17 protein-coding genes are annotated in these 19,315 nt (G+C 70.5%); 8 read left to right on the forward strand and 9 right to left on the reverse strand.

All coding sequences use genetic code 11. The annotated features are described in order from the left end of the window. Position 1: 1 nt before the first annotated feature. Positions 2 to 1,861 carry a translational GTPase TypA gene (gene typA / locus ACW62_RS07170; RefSeq protein WP_053203390.1) on the reverse strand — a complete coding sequence of 620 codons (1,860 nt, stop codon included), beginning with the start codon at positions 1,859 to 1,861 and terminating at the stop codon, positions 2 to 4. 166 nt (positions 1,862 to 2,027) lie between these two features. Here typA and ACW62_RS07175 point away from each other — a divergent pair, with 166 nt between their 5' ends. Further along, positions 2,028 to 2,951, forward strand: coding sequence for a type IV toxin-antitoxin system AbiEi family antitoxin domain-containing protein (locus tag ACW62_RS07175; RefSeq protein ID WP_053203391.1), 924 nt, complete (start codon positions 2,028 to 2,030; stop codon positions 2,949 to 2,951). Between the two features lie 119 nt (positions 2,952 to 3,070). Here ACW62_RS07175 and ACW62_RS07180 read toward each other — a convergent pair whose 3' ends face one another. From ACW62_RS07180 to ACW62_RS07210, 7 genes are all read right to left on the reverse strand, one after another. After that, positions 3,071 to 4,111: an ABC transporter ATP-binding protein gene (locus ACW62_RS07180; protein ID WP_053203392.1), complete on the reverse strand. Its 1,041-nt coding sequence runs from the start codon at positions 4,109 to 4,111 to the stop codon at positions 3,071 to 3,073. After that, complete coding sequence (locus ACW62_RS07185) at positions 4,111 to 5,274, reverse strand: ABC transporter ATP-binding protein (protein WP_053203393.1); 1,164 nt, start codon at positions 5,272 to 5,274, stop codon at positions 4,111 to 4,113. The genes ACW62_RS07180 and ACW62_RS07185 overlap by 1 nt, the downstream gene beginning before the upstream one ends. Further along, complete coding sequence (locus ACW62_RS07190) at positions 5,274 to 6,272, reverse strand: ABC transporter permease (protein ID WP_053203394.1); 999 nt, start codon at positions 6,270 to 6,272, stop codon at positions 5,274 to 5,276. Before ACW62_RS07190 ends, ACW62_RS07185 begins: the two co-directional genes overlap by 1 nt. A gap of 13 nt (positions 6,273 to 6,285) precedes the next feature. Further along, positions 6,286 to 7,818: an ABC transporter permease gene (locus tag ACW62_RS07195; RefSeq protein ID WP_053203395.1), complete on the reverse strand. Its 1,533-nt coding sequence runs from the start codon at positions 7,816 to 7,818 to the stop codon at positions 6,286 to 6,288. A gap of 179 nt (positions 7,819 to 7,997) precedes the next feature. Then, positions 7,998 to 9,758, reverse strand: a complete 1,761-nt coding sequence (locus tag ACW62_RS07200; protein WP_157574487.1) for an ABC transporter family substrate-binding protein — start codon at positions 9,756 to 9,758, stop codon at positions 7,998 to 8,000. A 181-nt stretch (positions 9,759 to 9,939) separates the two neighbouring features. Continuing rightward, positions 9,940 to 11,166, reverse strand: a complete 1,227-nt coding sequence (locus ACW62_RS07205) for an MFS transporter (protein WP_053203397.1) — start codon at positions 11,164 to 11,166, stop codon at positions 9,940 to 9,942. Next, the gene (locus ACW62_RS07210) at positions 11,163 to 11,753 is read right to left on the reverse strand and encodes a winged helix-turn-helix domain-containing protein (RefSeq protein WP_053203398.1); all 591 of its coding nucleotides are present in this window, start codon (positions 11,751 to 11,753) and stop codon (positions 11,163 to 11,165) included. Before ACW62_RS07210 ends, ACW62_RS07205 begins: the two co-directional genes overlap by 4 nt. A 199-nt stretch (positions 11,754 to 11,952) precedes the next feature. Between ACW62_RS07210 and ACW62_RS07215 the strand changes: the two genes are divergently transcribed. The 7 genes from ACW62_RS07215 (at position 11,953) to ACW62_RS07245 (ending at position 18,701) form a co-directional block, all read left to right on the forward strand. Beyond that, the gene (locus ACW62_RS07215) at positions 11,953 to 12,240 is read left to right on the forward strand and encodes a hypothetical protein (protein WP_053203399.1); all 288 of its coding nucleotides are present in this window, start codon (positions 11,953 to 11,955) and stop codon (positions 12,238 to 12,240) included. 74 nt (positions 12,241 to 12,314) lie between these two features. Further along, the gene (locus ACW62_RS07220; RefSeq protein ID WP_053203400.1) at positions 12,315 to 13,112 is read left to right on the forward strand and encodes a hypothetical protein; all 798 of its coding nucleotides are present in this window, start codon (positions 12,315 to 12,317) and stop codon (positions 13,110 to 13,112) included. 16 nt (positions 13,113 to 13,128) lie between these two features. Continuing rightward, complete coding sequence (locus tag ACW62_RS07225; RefSeq protein WP_053203401.1) at positions 13,129 to 14,919, forward strand: fumarate reductase/succinate dehydrogenase flavoprotein subunit; 1,791 nt, start codon at positions 13,129 to 13,131, stop codon at positions 14,917 to 14,919. A gap of 12 nt (positions 14,920 to 14,931) precedes the next feature. After that, positions 14,932 to 15,720 (forward strand): succinate dehydrogenase/fumarate reductase iron-sulfur subunit, encoded by a 789-nt coding sequence (locus ACW62_RS07230; RefSeq protein ID WP_053203596.1) that lies wholly within the window; start codon positions 14,932 to 14,934, stop codon positions 15,718 to 15,720. Positions 15,721 to 15,729: 9 nt separating this feature from the next. Continuing rightward, a complete protein-coding gene (locus ACW62_RS07235; RefSeq protein WP_053203402.1) occupies positions 15,730 to 16,728 on the forward strand; it encodes an acetamidase/formamidase family protein in 999 nt (332 codons plus the stop codon). Between the two features lie 13 nt (positions 16,729 to 16,741). After that, positions 16,742 to 17,500, forward strand: coding sequence for an SDR family NAD(P)-dependent oxidoreductase (locus ACW62_RS07240; protein ID WP_053203403.1), 759 nt, complete (start codon positions 16,742 to 16,744; stop codon positions 17,498 to 17,500). A gap of 904 nt (positions 17,501 to 18,404) precedes the next feature. Further along, positions 18,405 to 18,701, forward strand: a complete 297-nt coding sequence (locus ACW62_RS07245) for a 4a-hydroxytetrahydrobiopterin dehydratase (protein ID WP_053203404.1) — start codon at positions 18,405 to 18,407, stop codon at positions 18,699 to 18,701. Positions 18,702 to 18,715: 14 nt separating this feature from the next. Here the strand turns inward: ACW62_RS07245 and ACW62_RS07250 are convergent, their stop codons facing one another. Further along, positions 18,716 to 19,303 (reverse strand): class I SAM-dependent methyltransferase, encoded by a 588-nt coding sequence (locus ACW62_RS07250; RefSeq protein ID WP_053203405.1) that lies wholly within the window; start codon positions 19,301 to 19,303, stop codon positions 18,716 to 18,718. Positions 19,304 to 19,315 lie beyond the last annotated feature (12 nt).

Consider the following 19,315-nt stretch of genomic DNA (forward strand, 5'->3'; position numbering starts at 1 on the left):
GCTATTGGGCGTGCTTGCGACGGGCCGCCGCGCGGCCGCGGGTGGAGGCGTCGAGCACGACCTTGCGCAGCCGGACGGCCTTCGGCGTCACCTCGACGCACTCGTCGTCGCGGCAGAACTCCAGCGCCTGCTCGAGCGACAGCTTGCGCGCCGGCACGAGCTTCTCGAACTCGTCGGCGTTGGAGCGGACGTTGGTGAGCTTCTTCTCCTTGGTGATGTTGACGTCCATGTCGTCGGCGCGGGAGTTCTCGCCGACGATCATGCCCTCGTACACCTCGGTGGTCGGCTCGACGAACAGCGTGCCGCGCTCCTGCAGGTTGATCATCGCGTACGACGTGGCCGCCCCGGACCGGTCGGCCACCAGCGAGCCGCTGGGCCGGGTGCGGAGGTCGCCGAACCACGGCTCGTAGCTCTCGAAGACCTGGTGGGCCAGGCCCGTGCCGCGGGTCTCGGTGAGGAACTCGGTGCGGAAGCCGATGAGGCCGCGGGCCGGGACGACGAACTCCATGCGGATCCAGCCGGTGCCGTGGTTGGTCATCTGCTCCATGCGGCCCTTGCGGGCGGCCAGCAGCTGGGTGATGGCGCCGAGGTACTCCTCGGGGCAGTCGATGGTGAGCCGCTCGACCGGCTCGTGCACCTTGCCGTCGACCTCGCGGGTGACGACCTGGGGCTTGCCGACGGTGAGCTCGAAACCCTCGCGGCGCATCTGCTCGACCAGGATGGCCAGCGCCAGCTCGCCGCGGCCCTGCACCTCCCAGGTGTCGGGCCGCTCGGTCGGGAGCACCCGCAGCGAGACGTTGCCGACCAGCTCGGACTCGAGCCGGTCCTTGACCAGCCGGGCCGTGACCTTGGTACCGCCGGACCGGCCGGACAACGGCGAGGTGTTGGCGCCGATGGTCATCGACAGCGCCGGCTCGTCGACGGTGATCAGCGGCAGCGGCCGCGGGTCGTCGATGTCGGCCAGGGTCTCGCCGATGGTGATCTCGGGGATGCCGGCGACGGCGATGATGTCGCCCGGGCCGGCCTTCTCCGCCGTGACCCGCTCCAGCGCCTCCGTCATCAGCAGCTCGGTGACCTTGACCCGCTCGATGCTGCCGTCCTTGCGGCACCAGGCGACCTGCGTGCCCTTGGCGATCTCGCCTTCGCGGACCCGGCACAGCGCCAGCCGGCCCAGGAACGGCGACGCGTCGAGGTTGGTGACGTGCGCCTGCAGCGGCGCGCCCTCGGTGTACGTCGGCGCCGGGATGGTCTCGAGGATGGTGGTGACCAGCGGGGCGAGGTTCTCGGAGCCGGGCACGGTGCCGTCGGCCGGCCGCTCGAGCGACGCCTTGCCGTCGCGGGCGCACGCGTAGACGATCGGGAAGTCGAGCGCGCCCTGGTCACTGGTGTCGTCGAGCAGGTCCAGGAACAGCTCGTAGGTCTCGTCGACCACCTCGGCGATGCGCGCGTCGGGCCGGTCGGTCTTGTTCACCACGACGACGATCGGCAGCCGCCCCTGCAGCGCCTTGCGCAGCACGAACCGCGTCTGCGGCAGCGGCCCCTCGCTCGCGTCGACCAGCAGCACCACGCCGTCGACCATCGACAGGCCGCGCTCGACCTCGCCGCCGAAGTCGGCGTGTCCCGGTGTGTCGATGATGTTGATGGTGTTGTCGCCCCAGCGGACGGCGGTGTTCTTGGCGAGGATCGTGATGCCCTTCTCCCGCTCCAGATCACCGGAGTCCATCACCCGGTCGGCGACGTCCTGGTTGGCGCGGAACACCCCTGACTGCCACAGCAGCGCATCGACGAGGGTGGTCTTGCCGTGGTCGACATGGGCCACGATGGCGACGTTGCGGAGGTCGTCGCGGCTGCGCACGGACATGCGGGGAACCCGTTCTGAATGGGGGGAGTTGACAGCCCATCCTACGGCGTGCCGGCCCGCCACCCGGCATCGTGAATGTCCACAGGTCCGAGCGAACCAGCGCCCAGTCCACAATCGGCCCTTTCGCCGTGGCGGACCGACCTCCATGCGATCCACGATGGATCGCATGGAAGCGCCCGGAGAGCTGATGCGGCTGGCAGCCGGCCAGGACGGCCTGGTCACCAGGCGGCAGGCGCTGGCGCACGGCATGTCGCCGCAGCAGATCCGGCACGCGCTCGGCCGCGGCGGGCGGTGGCAACGACTGGCGGCAGGTGTGTACGCGACGTTCACCGGCCCGCTGAGTCCACGCCATCGGATCCAGGCCGCACTGCTCTATGCGGGCGCCGGGGCCATGGTGACCGGCGGCCAGGCCTGTCGTGCATACGGGCTGCGCTACGCACCACACCACGATCCATTGACCGTGCTCGTCCCCTGGTCAGCGCGGCCGGCGCGGCTGCCGTTCGCGCAGATGCGTCGCACCCGGTCACCACCGGATCCGCGTCTCCTCGCCGGATTCCCGGTGGCCCCACCCGAGCGTTCCGTCCTCGACGCCTGCGCGGGTGCCCGGTCGCTGCGTACCGTCCGCGCGCTGCTGTGCGAGGCCGTGCAGGTCGGCCTCACCACCCCGGAACGACTGTCGGCCGAGTTGGCCGGCGGCCGCTGGAACGGCGCCGGGCTTGCCAGGCGCGCAATCGAGGACATCCACGCCGGCTGTCGCTCCGCGCCGGAGTGCGAGCTGCGCGATCTCGTGCGTTCCTCGCTCCTCCTGGACGAGCCGAGGTGGAACCGTCCGCTCCCTGACGTGACCGGTCCGCCGTTGATCCCGGATGCCTGCTGGCCCGATGCTCGCGTCGTCGTCGAGATCGACTCGGCCGAATGGCACCGGCTCGGCGACCGCGTCGAGCAGACCGAGCGGCGCCGCGCCCGGTACGCCGCGCTCGGCTGGGTGGTGCTACCGGTGTCGCCCGGCCGCCTGCGAGACGAGGCGGCCGCAGTGCTGGCGGAGATCGAGGCGGCCGTCCTCGCCGCACGGCAACGCGGCGCCGAGTGAGCGCGGCCGATGACGGTGTGGCATCGCTGCAGCGAGTGGGTGGCACGGCTGTCGCACTGGCGACAGCGACGCCACCCACTCGGCGCAGCTGCGCCACACCGTTCGAACGGCGGGGCAGCTCAGACGACGCGGGTGTCGACCTCGGCGAAGTGGCAGGCCACCGGGTGGCCGACGCCGGTGTCGATCAGCGGCGGCTCCGTGGTGGCGCAGATCTCCTGCGCCTTCCAGCAGCGGGTCCGGAACCGGCAGCCGCTGGGCGGGTCCAGCGGGCTGGGGACGTCGCCGGCGAGGATGATGCGTTCGCGGCTGCGCTCCTCCACCGGGTCGGCGGTCGGCGCGGCCGACAGTAGCGCCTGGGTGTACGGGTGCGCGGGCCGCTCGTACACCTCGTCGCGGGTGCCGGTCTCGACCACCTTGCCGAGGTACATGACGGCGACGCGGTCGGAGATGTGCCGGACGACGGAGAGGTCGTGGGCGATGAAGATGTACGCCAGCCCGAGCTCGTCCTGCAGGTCCTCGAGCAGGTTGACGACACCGGCCTGCACGGACACGTCCAGGGCGGAGACCGGCTCGTCGAGCACCAGCAGCCGCGGTTCCAGGGCCAGTGCGCGGGCGATGCCGATGCGCTGGCGCTGGCCGCCGGAGAACTCGTGCGGGTAGCGGTTGCCGTGCTCGGGGTTGAGGCCGACCAGCTCGAGCAGCTCGGCGACGCGCTTCTTGCCGCCGCCGCGCCACTTGCCGTGCACCTTGAGCGGCTCGGCGATGATGTCGTTGACCGGCATCTTCGGGTTGAGCGAGGCGTACGGGTCCTGGAACACGATCTGCAGGTCGCGCCGCACCTCGTTCATGCCGCGCGCGTCGAGGGTGGTCAGCTCCTTGCCCTGGAACACGACCGAGCCTGACGTCGGCTTGTGCAGCTGGAGGATGGCGCGGCCGGTGGTCGACTTGCCGCAGCCGGACTCCCCCACCACGCCGAGGGTCTCGCGGGCGTCGACGTGCAGGGAGACGCCGGTGACGGCCTGGACGTGGCCCACGACGCGGCGCAGCAGGCCGCCGCCGTAGACGGGGAAGTGCATGACGAGGTCGGTGACGTCGAGCAGGTGCTGCCCGGCGCCGCCCTCGGGCACCGTCTGGGGCGTGGTCTCGGTAGAGGTGACCATCAGACCGCCTCGCTCTCCGTGCGGAAGTACACCGTCGGGTCGTCGACGTCCGCGAGCTTGTCCCAATGGTGGCACGCCGCGACATGGCCCAGCTCATCGGTGGCGGCCAGCGCCGGCTCCGACTCGTGGCAGACGTCGGTGGCCAGCGGGCAGCGCGGCGAGAACGGGCAGCCCTTCGGCAGGTTGATCAGCGACGGCGGGGTGCCGACGATCGGCCGCAGCCGCGACCCGGCGCCGCCACTCTCCAGCGCCGGGATCGAGCCCAGCAGGCCGGCGGTGTACGGCATCCGCGGCTGGTAGAAGATGCGGTCGGTCTCGGCGATCTCGACCGGCTTGCCCGCGTACATGACCAGCACCCGGTGCGCCATGCCGGCCACCACGCCGAGGTCGTGCGTGATGAGCACGATGGCGGCGTTGACCTCGTCCTTCACCTGCACGAGCGTCTCCAGGATCTGCGCCTGGACGGTGACGTCGAGGGCCGTGGTGGGCTCGTCGGCGATGATGACGTCGGGGTTGTTGATGACCGCCATCGCGATCATCGCGCGCTGGCGCATGCCGCCGGAGAATTCGTGTGGATAGTTGTCCAGCCGCTTCTTCGGCTGCGGGATGCCGACAATCCCCAGCATCTCCTCCGCGCGCGCCATGGCCTGCTTCCGCGGCATGATCTCGTGCGAGAGGACGGCCTCGGCCAGCTGGTCACCGATCGAGTAGACCGGGTTCAGCGCGGTCATCGGGTCCTGGAAGATCATCGCGATCTTCCTGCCGCGCAGCGCCCGCTGCTGCTTCGCCGACTTCGTCAGCAGGTCGTCGCCACGGTAGAGGATCTTGCCGGCGATGCGGGCGGACTTGGGCAGCAGCCCCATGACCGCCATCGACGACACCGACTTGCCCGAACCGGACTCGCCGACGATGCCGAGCACCTCCCGCTCGTGGACGGCGTACGAGACCCCGCGCACGGCGCGGACCAGGCCGTCGTCGGTGGGGAACGAGACGGTGAGGTCCTCGACCCGCAGCACTTCCTTCTCGCCCGGGCCGGCGGTCTCCTCCAGCTTGGTGGCGACGTGCACCTCAGCGGCGGACTCGGTGACGGCGGGCTGGTCCGGCCCGCCGCTCGCGCCGGGGCCGGGCAGTGGGGCGCCGATCGGCATGCCTGGAGTCGTCATCAGTCACGCACCCGGTTCTGTCGAGGGTCGAAGGCGTCGCGCAGGCCGTCGCCGATGAAGTTCACCGACAACGCGATCGCGATGATGAACACACCCGGGAACCAGAACAGCCACGGTCTGGTCGAGAACGCGGTCTGGTAGTTGCTGATCAGCTTGCCCAGCGAGGTGTCCGGGTCCTGCACGCCGAAGCCCAGGAACGACAGCGCCGCCTCCAGCAGGATGGCCGTCGCGATGGCCAGCGTGGCCGCGACAATGATGACGCCGACGATGTTCGGCAGCATGTGCTTGACGATGATCCGCCGGGCCGACGTGCCGGCGGCGCGGGCGGCCTCGACGAACTCCTTCTCACGCAGCGACAGGAACTCGCCGCGCACCAGGCGGGCCAGCCCGGTCCAGGTGACCAGGCCGATGACCAGCCCCAGCACGACGATGCCGGAGCTGCCGTAGCGACGGCCCAGCACCGCGGCGATGACCAGCAGCGGGATGGTGATCATGACGTCGGTGAAGCGCATCAGCACGGCCTCGGTGCGGCCGCGGAAGTAGCCGGCGGTCGCGCCGACCAGCGTGCCGATGAAGGTGCCGACGAGACCGACGACGAACGCGATCGTCAGCGACTGCTGCACCCCGCGCATCGTCAGCGCGAAGTAGTCCTTGCCGACGTTGTCCTGGCCGAATGGGTGCTCGCCGAGGTGCATGCCGCTGCCGCCCAGCCAGGTCGGCAGGACGCTCAGCGTCGGCCGGCCACCGTTCTCGACGGTGGCGATGGACCAGTAGTCCTTGTCCCACCAGCCGGGGACGCTGGCGAAGCCGATCGAGCTGAACGCCAGCAGCACGATCAGCGCCAGCACCACCAGGCCGCCCATGGCGGCGCGGTGCCGGAAGAACCGGCGCCGCACCATCTGCGCCTGGGTGCGGGCGACGACGGTCATGCCCTGCGCGTCGGCGGCCACCGCCGCTCCGGGGGCGGGCCCGGGATCGGGAGTCGAGGGATTGCTCATCGTTTCGTCCTCCTCACGACAACCGGATGCGCGGGTCGAGGAACGCGTAGGCGATGTCGGCCAACATGTTGAACAGCACGGCCGCGGTACCGGCGATCAGGAAGAAGCCCATCACCGGGTTCGGGTCGACGGCTCGCAGTGAATCGGCGAACAATCGTCCCAGGCCGGTCCAGCCGAACACGTTCTCGGTGATGACGGCGCCGCTGAGCACGCCGGCGAAGTCGAACGCCATGAGCGTCGTGATGGGGATCATCGCGTTGCGGAACGCGTGCTTGACGATGACGCCCCGTTCGGCGAGGCCCTTCGACCGGGCCGTGCGCACGTAGTCCTGGTTCAGCACCTCGAGCATGCTCGACCGGGTGTACCGCGTGTAGGTGGCGAACGAGATCAGCACGATCGCGATGGTAGGCAGGATCAGGTGGGTGGCGCGGTCCAGACCCTGTTCCCAGAACGTGCCGTCGAAGTTCGGGGTGCGCGCGCCGATGGTGGCGATGACGCGGCCACCGACCTGGTCGGAGTAGGTGTCCCAGGCACCCAGCAGCCGGTCCAGGAAGAGCAGCGCGCCGGTGCCGAGGCCGGTCAGGACTGCGGCCTGCATGGCCTGCCGGCGCTGCAGCCCGCCCAGGCCGTAGCCGAGGCCCAGTCCGACGGCGACGGTGACCAGCGCGAGCCCGACGATGGTCAGGCCGCTGGGGTCGTCGAGCACGGAGGCCAGCGCGAAGTGACAGACGATGCCGATGCCCGCCGACGCGAGCGCGGCGTACAGGACGTTGCGATAGGTGAACCCGGCCACCAGCGCGGTGGTCAGGAAGGCGATTCCGACGGCGGTGACGGCGATGACGATGATGCCCAGGCCGGGGTCCTCGAACCACCGGGTCTCCGACAGCAGCCAGAGGGCACCGGCCGAGGCGACGAACGCCGCCGCGAACGTGGTGAGCCGTCTGGTGCGGTCACCGGAGATGACGATCATCCAGAACAACCCGCTGATGACGCCGAGGACCACGGCCACCCCGATGGGGACGGACGGATCGGCGAGCCAGTCGTTGAACCGGATCGCGCCGTACTCCTTGAGCAGCACCGCCACCCAGAAGATCGGCAGCGAGAAGAAGAGGAAGGCGCTGAACGTGACGGTGTAGTCGAGGCTGCTGTACTGGCGCAGCGCGGTGACGATGCCGACGGTGATGCCGAGCACCATCGCCAGCACCGTGGCGGCGATGACGAGCTGCAGCGTCTGCGGCAACGCCACGCCGAGCAGCGCGGTGACGTCCTGGCCCTGGAGGTTCTGGCCGAGGTCGCACTCCATGGCGAACGGCACCAGACAGCCCGCGGCGCCCTTGAGCCAGATGAAGTAGCGCAGCGGCGCCGGTGTGTCGAGGTTCAGCAGCCGGATGCGCGCCTCGATCAGGGCCTCGCGGTTCGGCGCCCGCGACTCCTGCAGGTCGCCCAGCGGATTGCCGGCGTTCGCGGTGAGGAGATACATCACGAACGTGGCGGCGAGCAGGATGAAGAACGAGACGATCACCCTGCGCACGATGAAGACCAGCATGGCTACACCAGCCCGTCGACAGTCATGAGATCAGATCCAACCCTCGTCAGGTCCGCGCCCGCAAGCCGTCGGGTGCGACGGCGCCTCGGGCGCAAGGCTCGGGCCAGGGACACGAGGCCCCTGGCCCGAACTTCGGGCCGGTCCGGCCGGGATTCCCGGCCGGACCGGCATACGGACGGTCAGGACGTGCGCGCCCACTCTTCCAGGTTGAACGACACCTGGGTCTGAGCGGCGTTCTGCTGGACGCCCTCGACGTTCGGGCTGTGGGCGGTGACGCCCGGGTGCGCGTACAGCGGGATGCTGAAGAGGTCGTCCCAGAGGTTGGTCTCGATCTCGGTCAGCAGCTCGACCTGGCGGGTCTCGTCGGTCGTGACGACCAGCTCGTCCCAGGCCGCGTCGACGTCCGGGTTGGAGTAGCCGTACGGGTTCTGGCCCTCGGCGGTGCGGTAGAGCGAGGCGCCGGAGGTCATGACACCCGAGCCGGCCCACGCGAACAGCGCGACCTCGTAGCTGGTCACGTCGGTGATCCCGGCGCCGAGGTCCTGGGTCGGCGTGTCGACGATCTCGAAGCCGGCCTGGTCGCAGGACGCCTTGATGGCGGCCACGGTGTCGGCGCGACGCGGGTTCGGGTCGGAGCGCAGCACGCGGATCTGGGTGCCGGCGAGGCCGGCAGCGTCGATCAGCGCCTTCGCGCCCTCGATGTCGGGCTCGTCGTACTCGCCGCCGTAGGCCTCGCCCACGACCTGGTCGTACTCCGGGTCCCACGGGAAGAACTCGCGCAGGTTCATGACGACGGCCTCGGGGTTGGCCGGCTTGATCAGGTTGTCGACGATCTGCTGCCGCGGCACGCACATCGCGAACGCCTGGCGCAGGTTCGGGTCGGCCATCACCGCACCCGGGGTCTGGTTGAAGTCGAGGTGCTCCCACGTCATCTCGTCACCCTTGATGACGGTGACCTGGTCGCCGAGGGCGTCCAGCGAGGCCACGAGGTCGACATTGACCTGCGGGGCGATGACGTCGACCTCGCCGTTGGCCAGCGCCTGGACCTGCTGGTCCTGCGGGATGAACCGGATGACGATGGTGTCGGTGGCCGGCGCGTCGCCGTAGTAGCTCTCGTTGGCGACCAGCGTCAGCGACTGGCCGGCTTCCCAGCTGTCGATCACGTACGGACCCGAGGAGGGGATGAGGGCCGGGTCGAGGAGCGCGCCCGGGCCCATGTCCCAGCCGGTGTTCCAGAACTCCGCGACCGGGGCCAGCGCCGCCAGGTCGTCGTTCTGGATCGCGGTCACGAGGTCTTCCGGCGTGATGCCGGCCTGCTCGGCCACGGTGTGCGCCGGCAGCATGCTGGTGTTCGTCACCTGCTGCCAGTCGGCGAACGGCTCGGAGTAGACGAACTCGACTTCCTTGTCACCCGGCTGGCAGGTCGGCTTGGCCACCAGGTCGTAACCGGTGGTGCCCGGGACACGGAACAGGGGGACCGGGTTGCCGTCCTCGCCGATCTCCGCGGTCTCGTAACCGGCGCCCTGGGTCGCCCACTCCAGCAGCAGGTCGTCACAGTCGATCGCCGTGCCGTCGGACCACACCGCGTCCTCGGCGAAGGTGTAGCGGACGGTGAGCGGGTTCTCGGAGGTCATCTCGTACGTGCCGAAGGCCTCGTTGCGGACGATCTCGCCCTGCGGACCGTAGTCCCAGAAGCCGTCCTGAACGCCATTGAGGACGAACGCGTTCCAGGTGCCGTTGCCGGTCTCGGAGTTGCCGTTGTACGACGTGAACTCCGTGTCGGACGCCACCGTGATGGGACCGCCCGACGAACCGCTCGGGGCCTCGGTGTCGCCGCTCCCGGAGCCGCTGTCGTCGTCATCGCCGCCACATGCAGAGAGCGCAAGCGCCCCTGCTGTGAGCACGGCGAAGAACGCCATACCCCTGCGCTTGGTGGTCAAGGTCTGACTCCTCGTGTGTCGGATCGCAAGGATCGCAGAATGAGTGTGGCTAAGACCACCACCGCTACTGACGTACACACAAGGTGACAGGGCGCGCCGTTACTGACCTGCAACCCAACTGGGGCGGCAGGCTACGAAATCACAACGGATCGGACACGAACCTTCCGGGAAATTCTCCTGTCTAATCCGTCTTGGACAGGACGGAAATCGTTCGGCCCATCCCCAATGCCGCGGCCGCGGTAGCGATTCCACCGACGATGAATGGCAGCCGGAGGTCGACCGCGCCGAGTAGTCCGCCGATGAAGGTGCCGACCGGCATCAGCCCCCAGCCGAAGGTGCGCCAGGCCCCGTGGACGCGGCCGAGCAGCCGGCTCGGCACCAGTTCCTGACGGATGGTCATGCTGACGACGTTCCAGGCGGCCACGCTCGCCCCGGCGCCGACCATGCCGGCAGCCGCGGCGGCCGGATGCGGCACGAACCCGCACAGTGCATAGGACGAGCCGGAGATCAGCACGGACCCGACCATGACCCGGCCGCGGCCGAACCGCTCGGCCAGCCGCGGCACGATCAGCGCGCCGAGCACGGCGCCGACCGCCGCGGCCATGGCGAACACGCCGAACCCGGCGGGCGGCAGGCCGAGCTCGTCCAGGACATAGAGGACGAAGACCGCCTGGGCCAGCGAGCCGAACACCGTGAGCACGATGGTGACGGCCCACAGCCGGCTCAGCACCGGGTGGCTGAGCAGGAACCGGATGCCCTCGGCCAGCGACCGGCGGGTCAGCGCCTCCTTCGGCTCGCCGTCGGCGCGCGGGGCCCGGGCCGCGCCGATCGGCAGCGTCAGGACGAGGACGGCGGCCAGCAGGTAGCCGGCCGAGTGCACGACGAACGGCAGCGCGGCCGCCACCGCGAACAGCACGCCGGCCAGCGGCGCGGCGACGAAGTTCTGCGCGACGACCTCGGTGGCCTGGAACCGGCTGTTGGCCCGGACCAGGCCGTCGCGCCCGGCCACCGCCGGCACCATGGCCTGCAGCGAGCCGTCGGCCACGGTCTCGAACGCGCCGAACACGAACACCGCGCCGATCAGCACGGCGATGACCATGTGGTCGGCCGCGACCAGCACGCACACCGTGGCGGCGACCACCGCCCGCACGCCGCAGGCGACCGCCGCGACCCGGCGCCGGTCGAAGCGGTCGACGACGCTGCCGGACAGCACGCCGAACAGCAGCCACGGCAGGAACTGCGCGACGCCGACCACGGAGATGAGGACGGGGTCGCGGGTCAGCGAGGCGGCCAGCAGCGGCGCGGCCGTCGCGGCGAACCCGTCGGACAGGTTGGCGCCGGTGGCGGCGCCCCACAGCCGGCCGAACGCCGGGCCGAGCTCGCGGGCCGGCGCGGTCGTGATCGTCACGGGAGGTCCTGGTCGGGAACCGGGAAGGTGTGCAGCTGCACCTCGACGATGCGGGCGTCGTCGCCGGCCTCCGGCTCGCGGCCGTCGACCCGTTCGCGCCAGGCGTCGATCACCGCCGTCAGCTCGGCGCTGAGCGCGGCGAGTTCCTCGACCCGCAGCCGCAGGTGCGCCGTCGAGTTGATGGTGGCCTGGCCCCACTCGCGCGGGACCTGGAGATGGCCGGCCGACAGCCAGTGCCCGAGGCGGGCCGACTGCACGCGCCGGAACTCGTCGACGACCAGCCGGGCGGCCTCGCCGCTGCCGCCGCCGGACAGCTCGTAGCTGTCGAGCTCGGCGCCGCCGGGATAGGCGCGCCAGTACTTCTCGCGGCCGGCGCCGCGGGTGGGGTCCTCCTCGACGAACCCGTGCTTGGCCAGTTGCCGCAGGTGGTAGCTGGTGGAGCCGGTGCTCTCGGCGAACCGCTCGGCCAGCATCGTCGCCGTGGCCGGGCCGTACGTGACCAGCGCGTCGTAGAGCTGCACCCGCAGCGGGTGCGCGAGCCCGCGCAAGGTGGTGGCGTCGATGCGACGCCGCGGAGCCTCCGGCATGCCCGCACGGTAGCGAATGCCAACACTTCTTTGCAAGCATTCGTTTGCATGCCGTCGCGATTTACACAACAAGATCGTCCAGAAAATCAAGGGAACAGTCGTGTGACGTTCATCCCATCGCAGGCAACCCCTGGATTCGGGGCCGCACCCGTGCCAGGCTGCCGCGTATCGCGACCGCCGACGCTCGCGGGAGGCAGTGATGGGAGTGACCGAGAGCCGGGCCGCAGTGGCCGAGGCCGTGTCCGCGCTCGACACGGCGGTGGCCACCCTGCGACTCCATTACGGCGACACCCTCGGCGTCCGGCGGCTGGTCAGCGACGTGGTCCGGCTCGGCGACGACCTCGACGAGCTCGGCGACCCCCAGCCCGGCCACCGGCCGCATCAGGTCAGGCAGCTGGAGATCGTCCCTGACGAGCCGTACGACCCGAGCATGTGGGCCGGCGCCGAGGACGAAGGTCTGGGCGCCCCCGACCGGCGGGCGCCATGACCGGCTGACCGCCGCGCGAGGCCGCAACCGTCCCCGTCCCCTCCCCCGTATCTCCGAAAAGAGCGTTCAAAGACATGGCCGCCCCCACCGGAATCAAGTCTCCGACCCGGGCCCGGATCGCCGCCCGCACCCTGCGCACTGATCGCTGGTGGCTCTACCCCACGTTCACCGCGCTGGTGCTGGTCGCCTTCGTGGCCTACGCGACGTACCGGGCCTTCTCCGGACAGCACTACTTCGCCGAGCCGTACCTGACGCCGTTCTACTCGCCGTGCGTCACGACGGAGTGCGTCGACGGCTCCCGCCACCTGGGCACCTGGGTGGGCGACTGGTGGCCGTTCTCGCCGGCGGTGCTGATCCTCGTCATCCCGCTGAGCCTGCGGCTGACCTGCTACTACTACCGCAAGGCCTACTACCGCTCGTTCTGGATGTCGCCGCCGGCCTGCTCGGTCGCCGAGCCGCACCGCCGCTACACCGGCGAGACGCGGTTCCCGCTGATCCTGCAGAACGTCCACCGCTATGCGCTGTACATCGCGCTGGCGTACAACGTGCTGCTGACCTACGACGCGGTGATGGCGTTCAAGTCGCCCGAGGGCGAGTGGGGGCACATGGGGCTGGGCACGCTGATCCTCGTGGTCAACGCGGCGCTGCTGGGGCTGTACAGCCTGTCGTGCCACTCGTGCCGGCACATCATCGGCGGACGGCTGCGCAACTTCTCCAAGCACCCGGTGCGGTATCGCCTCTGGGGCGGGGTATCCGTCCTCAACGGGCGGCACGCGCAGCTGGCGTGGGCATCGCTGGTCTGGGTGGCCTTCACCGACTTCTACATCTGGATGGTCGCGTCCGGCACCTGGTCCGACCCGCGGTTCTTCTGAGGAGCAGAGCGACACCATGGCTGAAATCGAACGCCACAGCTTCGACGTGCTCGTGGTCGGCGCCGGCGGCGCCGGGCTGCGGGCGGCCATCGCGGCCCACGACGCGGGCGCGAAGGTCGGCATCGTCTGCAAGTCGCTGCTGGGCAAGGCGCACACCGTCATGGCCGAGGGCGGCATCGCCGCCGCCATGGCGAACGTGTGGGCAGAGGACAACTGGCAGGTGCACTTCCGCGACACCATGCGTGGCGGGAAGATGCTCAACCACTGGCGGATGGCCCAGTTGCACGCGCAGGAGGCGCCCGACCGCGTCCGCGAGCTGGAGGAGTGGGGCGCGCTGTTCGACCGCACCCCCGACGGCCTGATCTCGCAGCGCGACTTCGGCGGCCACCGCTACGCCCGGCTGGCGCACGTCGGCGACCGCACCGGCCTGGAGCTGATCCGCACGCTGCAGCAGCGCGCCGTGGCCCTCGGCATCGAGGTGTTCATGGAGTGCACCATCACCAAGCTGGTCAAGAGCGACGGGCGCATCGCCGGCGCGTTCGGCTACTGGCGCGAGTCGGGCCGGTTCGTCGCGTTCGAGGCGCCCTCGGTCGTGCTGGCCACCGGCGGCATCGGCAAGTCGTACAAGGTGACGTCGAACTCGTGGGAGTACACCGGCGACGGTCACGCGCTGGCGCTGGAGGCCGGCGCGAGCCTGGTGAACATGGAGTTCGTCCAGTTCCACCCGACGGGCATGGTCTGGCCGCCGTCGGTGAAGGGGATCCTGGTCACGGAGTCGGTCCGCGGTGACGGCGGCGTGCTGCGCAACAGCGAGGGCCGCCGGTTCATGTTCGACTACATCCCCGAGTTCTTCAAGGCCGAGACGGCGGACTCCGAGGAGGAGGCCGACCGCTGGTACGAGGACAAGACGAACAACCGCCGGCCACCGGAGCTGCTCCCCCGCGACGAGGTCGCGCGCGCCATCAACTCCGAGGTCAAGGCCGGTCGCGGCTCACCGCACGGCGGCGTGTTCCTCGACATCGCCTCGCGCCGGACGCCCGAGTACATCCGCCGCCGGCTGCCGTCGATGTACCACCAGTTCAAGGAGCTGGCCGACGTCGACATCACGGCCGAGCCGATGGAGGTCGGCCCGACCTGCCACTATGTCATGGGCGGCGTGGCGGTCGACCCCGACACCGGCGAGTCGGTGGTTCCGGGCCTGTACGCCGCGGGCGAGGTGGCCGGCGGCATGCACGGCGCCAACCGCCTGGGCGGCAACTCGCTGTCCGACCTGCTGGTCTTCGGCCGGCGGACGGGGCTCAACGCGGCCTACGCGGTGGTCCGGCGGCGGGCGGAACGGCCGACGATCAGCGACGAGGAGATCCGCGCGGCGTCCGAGCACGCGCTGGCGCCGTTCAGCATCGAGGGCGGCGAGAACCCGTACACCGTCCAGCACGATCTCCAGGAGGTCATGCACAACCTGGTCGGCATCATCCGGACCGCCGAGGAGATGGAGCAGGCGCTGACGGACCTCGCCGCCCTGCGCGAGCGGATCACCCGGCTCAGCGTCGAGGGGCACCGTCAGTACAACCCGGGCTGGCACCTGGCGCTGGACCTGCACAACATGCTGCGGGTCTCGGAGTGCATCGCCCGTGCGGCGCTGGAGAGGACGGAGAGCCGTGGCGGGCACACCCGCGACGACTACCCCGCCACCGACGACTCCTGGGGCAAGCTCAACCTGCACTGCCGCCTTGACGGCGAGGCCGTCGGCATCACCCGCGAGCCGCTGCCCCAGATGCCCGACGACCTGCGCGAGCTGTTCAACTAGGAAGGCGTGAACGTGGGATACGACCTGAAGATGAAGGTGTGGCGAGGCGACGCCACCGGCGGGGACCTGGTGGACTACACCGTCCCCGTCGAAGAGGGCGAGGTGGTTCTCGACGCGCTGCACCGCATCCAGGCCACGCAGTCCGGCGACCTCGCGGTGCGGTGGAACTGCAAGGCCGGCAAGTGCGGCTCGTGCAGCACGGAGATCAACGGCAAGCCGCGGCTGGCCTGCATGACCCGGCTCTCGACGTTCGAGGAGGGCGAGACGGTGACGGTGACGCCGCTGCGCACCTTCCCGGTGGTCCGCGACCTCGTCACCGACGTCTCGTACAACTACAAGGTGGCCGAGACGGTCCCGGCGTTCGCGCCGGAGCCGCGTCCGGCCGACGGCCAGTACCGCATGCAGCAGGTGGACGTCGAGCGTGGCCAGGAGTTCCGCAAGTGCATCGAGTGCTTCCTGTGCCAGAACGTGTGCCACGTCATCCGTGACCACGAGGAGAACAAGCAGTCCTTCTCCGGCCCGCGGTTCTTCCTGCGCTACGCCGAGCTGGAGATGCACCCGCTCGACACCAACGACCGCCGGGCGCTGGCGCGCGAGCAGGCCGGCATCGGCATGTGCAACATCACCAAGTGCTGCACCGAGGTGTGCCCCGAGGGCATCCACATCACCGACAACGCGATCATCCCGATGAAGGAGCGCGTCGTCGACCGGTCCTTCGACCCGGTCACCTGGCTCGGCCGGAAGATCTTCCGCCGCGACCAGCTCGAAGAGGCGCAGGTCCCGCAGACGGGCGCGGAGTAGCGTCCGCACATGGACGTCATCGAGTACACGCCCACGCGCGAGCAGTACGCCTACACCTTCGGTGGCGCCGCGCCGGCGATGCGCGTCAAGCCGGGCACCGCGCTGCGGCTGTGGTCCGACGACGCGTTCGGCGGCGTCCTGCGCTCGCCCGACGACCTCTCCAGCGCCAAGGTCGACCTCCGGTTCGTCAACCCGCAGACCGGGCCGTTCTACGTCGAGGGCGCCGAGCCGGGCGACACCCTGGTACTGCACCTGGTCGCGCTGGAGCCGGCCCGCGACTGGGGTGCGTCGGCGGCAATCCCGTTCTTCGGCGGCATGACCAGCACCGACCGCGTCGTCACGCTGCAGGAGGCGCTGCCCGACAGCACGTGGATCTACGAGCTGGACCGCGACCGCGACACGGTGGCGTTCGTGGCCCGGCACAGCGACCACCGCATCGAGCTGCCGGTCGCGCCGATGCTCGGCACCGTCGGGGTGGCGCCGGCCGGCGGCGAGGTGCGCTCGTCGCTGGTGCCCGACCGCTTCGGCGGCAACATGGACACCCCGCAGATGCGGGCCGGCACGACGGTCTTCCTCGGCGTCAACGTCGAGGGCGCGCTGTTCTCCGTCGGCGACGGCCACTACCGCCAGGGCGAGGGCGAGGCCTGCGGCACCGCCGTCGAGGGCGCGATGACCACCACCCTCATCGTCGACCTCGTCAAGGGCGGCGCGCCGGGCTGGCCCCGGCTCGAGGACGACGCGCACTGGATGACCGTCGGGTCCAGCCGCCCGCTGGAAGACTCCTGGCGCATCGGCAACGCCGAGCTGGTGCACTGGGTCGCCGAGCTCTACGGCCTGCACACCATGGACGCGTACCAGCTGTGCTCGCAGCTCGCCGAGGCGCCCATCGCGAACGTCGTCGACGCCAACTACAGCGTCGTGGTCAAGGCGGCGAAGGCGCTGCTGCCGGCCGCCGACGCCTTCGGCGGCATCCACGCCGACCTGCGCGCCCGCGCCCGCACCCTCTGACGAAAGGCCAGCCATGGACCTGCAGCTCAACGGCGCCCGCGTCCTCGTCACGGGTGGCACCCGCGGCATCGGCCGGGCCATCGTCGAGGCGTTCCTCGACGAAGGCGCCACGGTCGGCTTCTGCGCGCGTGACGCCGACGCCGTCAGCGCCACGCAGGACGCGCTCGGCGGCCGCGGCGCCGTCACCGGCAGCGTGGTCGACGTCGGCGACGGCGAGGCGCTCGCCGCCTGGGTGGACCGGTCGGCCGAGTCGTTCGGCGGCCTCGACACCGTGGTGGCGAACGTCAGCGCGCTGGCGATCCCGGACACCGAGGAGAACTGGCAGCTCAGCCTCAACGTCGACGTCATGCACACGGTCCGGCTGGTCCGGGCGGCACTCCCGCATCTCGAGCACTCGTCGATGCCGTCGATCATCGCCATCTCCAGCGTGTCCGGCCGCGAGTCCGACTTCGCCTCCGGGCCGTACGGCACGGCCAAGACCGCCATCCTCGGCTACATCAGCGGGCTGGCCCTGCAACTGGCCGAGAAGGGCATCCGCGCCAACACCGTGTCGCCGGGCAACACCTACTTCGAGGGCGGCGTCTGGGCGAGCATCGAGGACGGCAACCCCGACCTATACCAGACCGCGGTGGGCCTCAACCCGACCGGCCACATGGGCACGCCGCACGAGATCGCCGCGCCCGTGGTCTTCCTCGCCAGCCCCGTGGCCGGCCGCATCAGCGGCGCCAACCTCGTCGTCGACGGCGCCCTGACCCGCGGCATCCAGGTCTAGGTCGCTTGGTCTCCGAGACTCCGGCACTCGAACCGAGTCTCGAACGGGCGTCGCGTGGCTGGTCCCGCTCCACCTGTGCAGACGGAGTGTCTGACCAGCCACGTTCGGTGACACCCGCCGCCACTGGGTGAGATCACTGTGCGTTGCGGGTGGCGTTGCTGTTGCCAGGGCAACAGTGATCCACCCCACTCGACGCAGCACATCCACACAGTGAGCTCGCGTTGGCTGGCCGACCTTGCGCGGGTCTGCCGCGTTCGCCGAAGGGCCGCCACGTTGGTCGTCCCCCTGGCGCCCATTTTCTCAGCCGCGTGACCGCGCCTCAAGCGGACCCAGATGGGCGCTTCGCGCGTTGGGGGTCCGCTTGACCCGCGGTCCCGCGGCCAAGAACGGGCACCTATCAGGGGGGACGGGGGCAGTCTGGGCACGCCTCACTTCACGCGCGCCGGATGCACCTCACCCGCGTCAGCACCGCATGACCGCCGATGACGACCGTCATCCGGTGCTACGGCGGGTGACGTGCTCTCCACGCGGGTGAAGACACGGCCACCTCGATACCCGCCGCCGTCTTCGATAGCGAGAAACGTCCGAAAGGCCCCTCGAACACGACTCCCGCCATCGAAGACGGCTCCGGGAGTCGAGGACGACCAAACGGCGCACCGGCACGAACAACGAACGCCAGCCAGCCGAACGGCGAACGGTGCACCGGGCGGGCTGTGCCCGCACTTCCCCCGTCCCCCTGATAGCTGCCCGTACTTGGCCGCGTGCGGGCGGGTCAAACGGACCTTCGCCGGCGCGAATCGCCCCACAAGTCCGCTTGAGGCGCGCGTGCGCGGCTAAGACAATGGGCAGCAGGGGGACGGCGAACCGTCCACACTCATCCAGGACGGATTGACGGAGGTACACCATGACCCTTCTCGACGACGACGGCGTCCGGGCGGCCCTCGAAGGGTTGCCCGGATGGTCCGGCGACCCGTCCGCCATCACCCGCACCGTCGAGGCGCCGGACTTCTCCACGGGGATCCGCATCGTCGACGACGTCGCGGCGGCGGCCGAGGCGGCCGACCACCACCCGGACATCGACATCCGCTGGACCAAGGTGACGTTCACGCTGGCCACCCACTCCGAGGGCGGCGTCACGCGCAAGGACATCGACCTCGCCGGCACCATCAACGACCTCGCCGCCCGGCATGGCGCGACCTGATCAGGGCCTGTCGGTCACGAGGTGTGCCGCAGCACGCTGACGGCGAAGTCGGCGTCGTCGTGCCACGCGCGGAGGTCCCAGGTGGCGAACCGGTGCTCCACCCGCAGCCCGGCGTCGGCCACGTACCGGTCGAAGTCGGCCAGGGCGAGGTGCCGGTTCACGTGGAAGCCGGCCACCACGAAACCGTCCGGCACGACGTGCGCACCCACCCGCCGCAGCACCTCGGTCTCCGTGCCTGACGCGACGAACACCAGCACGTTGCCGGCCAGGACGGCGCCGTCGAAGGTCTCGCCGAGGTCCAGCTCGGACAGGTCGCCGACGAGGTAGCGCGGACCCGGATAGTCGGTCCGCGCCGCCTCGATCAGCTCCGGGTCGACGTCGACGCCGACGACGGTGTGGCCGCGTTCGTGCAGGGCGGCGGAGATGCGGCCGGTGCCGCAACCGGCGTCGAGGACGCGGGCGCCGCGCGGCAGCATGGCGTCGACCAGCCGTGCTTCACCGGCGAGGTCGGCGCCGTCGGCCGCGAGCTTGCGGAACCGCTCGATGTACCACTGCGAGTGGCCCTCTTTGGTCTCGGACAACCAGCGCGTCGGCTTCGCCACCCCACCATCACA

It is taken from the genome of Jiangella muralis (assembly GCF_001270745.1).
In the GTDB taxonomy this organism is placed as follows: domain Bacteria; phylum Actinomycetota; class Actinomycetes; order Jiangellales; family Jiangellaceae; genus Jiangella; species Jiangella muralis.

Excerpts from the sequence above, each read along its gene's own strand:
- typA (WP_053203390.1), bottom strand. The coding sequence starts at position 1,861 with ATGTCCGTGCGCAGCCGCGACGACCTCCGCAACGTCGCCATCGTGGCC.
- ACW62_RS07175 (WP_053203391.1), top strand. The coding sequence starts at position 2,028 with ATGGAAGCGCCCGGAGAGCTGATGCGGCTGGCAGCCGGCCAGGACGGC.
- ACW62_RS07180 (WP_053203392.1), bottom strand. The coding sequence starts at position 4,111 with ATGGTCACCTCTACCGAGACCACGCCCCAGACGGTGCCCGAGGGCGGC.
- ACW62_RS07185 (WP_053203393.1), bottom strand. The coding sequence starts at position 5,274 with ATGACGACTCCAGGCATGCCGATCGGCGCCCCACTGCCCGGCCCCGGC.
- ACW62_RS07190 (WP_053203394.1), bottom strand. The coding sequence starts at position 6,272 with ATGAGCAATCCCTCGACTCCCGATCCCGGGCCCGCCCCCGGAGCGGCG.
- ACW62_RS07195 (WP_053203395.1), bottom strand. The coding sequence starts at position 7,818 with ATGCTGGTCTTCATCGTGCGCAGGGTGATCGTCTCGTTCTTCATCCTG.
- ACW62_RS07210 (WP_053203398.1), bottom strand. The coding sequence starts at position 11,753 with ATGCCGGAGGCTCCGCGGCGTCGCATCGACGCCACCACCTTGCGCGGG.
- ACW62_RS07215 (WP_053203399.1), top strand. The coding sequence starts at position 11,953 with ATGGGAGTGACCGAGAGCCGGGCCGCAGTGGCCGAGGCCGTGTCCGCG.
- ACW62_RS07220 (WP_053203400.1), top strand. The coding sequence starts at position 12,315 with ATGGCCGCCCCCACCGGAATCAAGTCTCCGACCCGGGCCCGGATCGCC.
- ACW62_RS07225 (WP_053203401.1), top strand. The coding sequence starts at position 13,129 with ATGGCTGAAATCGAACGCCACAGCTTCGACGTGCTCGTGGTCGGCGCC.
- ACW62_RS07235 (WP_053203402.1), top strand. The coding sequence starts at position 15,730 with ATGGACGTCATCGAGTACACGCCCACGCGCGAGCAGTACGCCTACACC.
- ACW62_RS07240 (WP_053203403.1), top strand. The coding sequence starts at position 16,742 with ATGGACCTGCAGCTCAACGGCGCCCGCGTCCTCGTCACGGGTGGCACC.
- ACW62_RS07245 (WP_053203404.1), top strand. The coding sequence starts at position 18,405 with ATGACCCTTCTCGACGACGACGGCGTCCGGGCGGCCCTCGAAGGGTTG.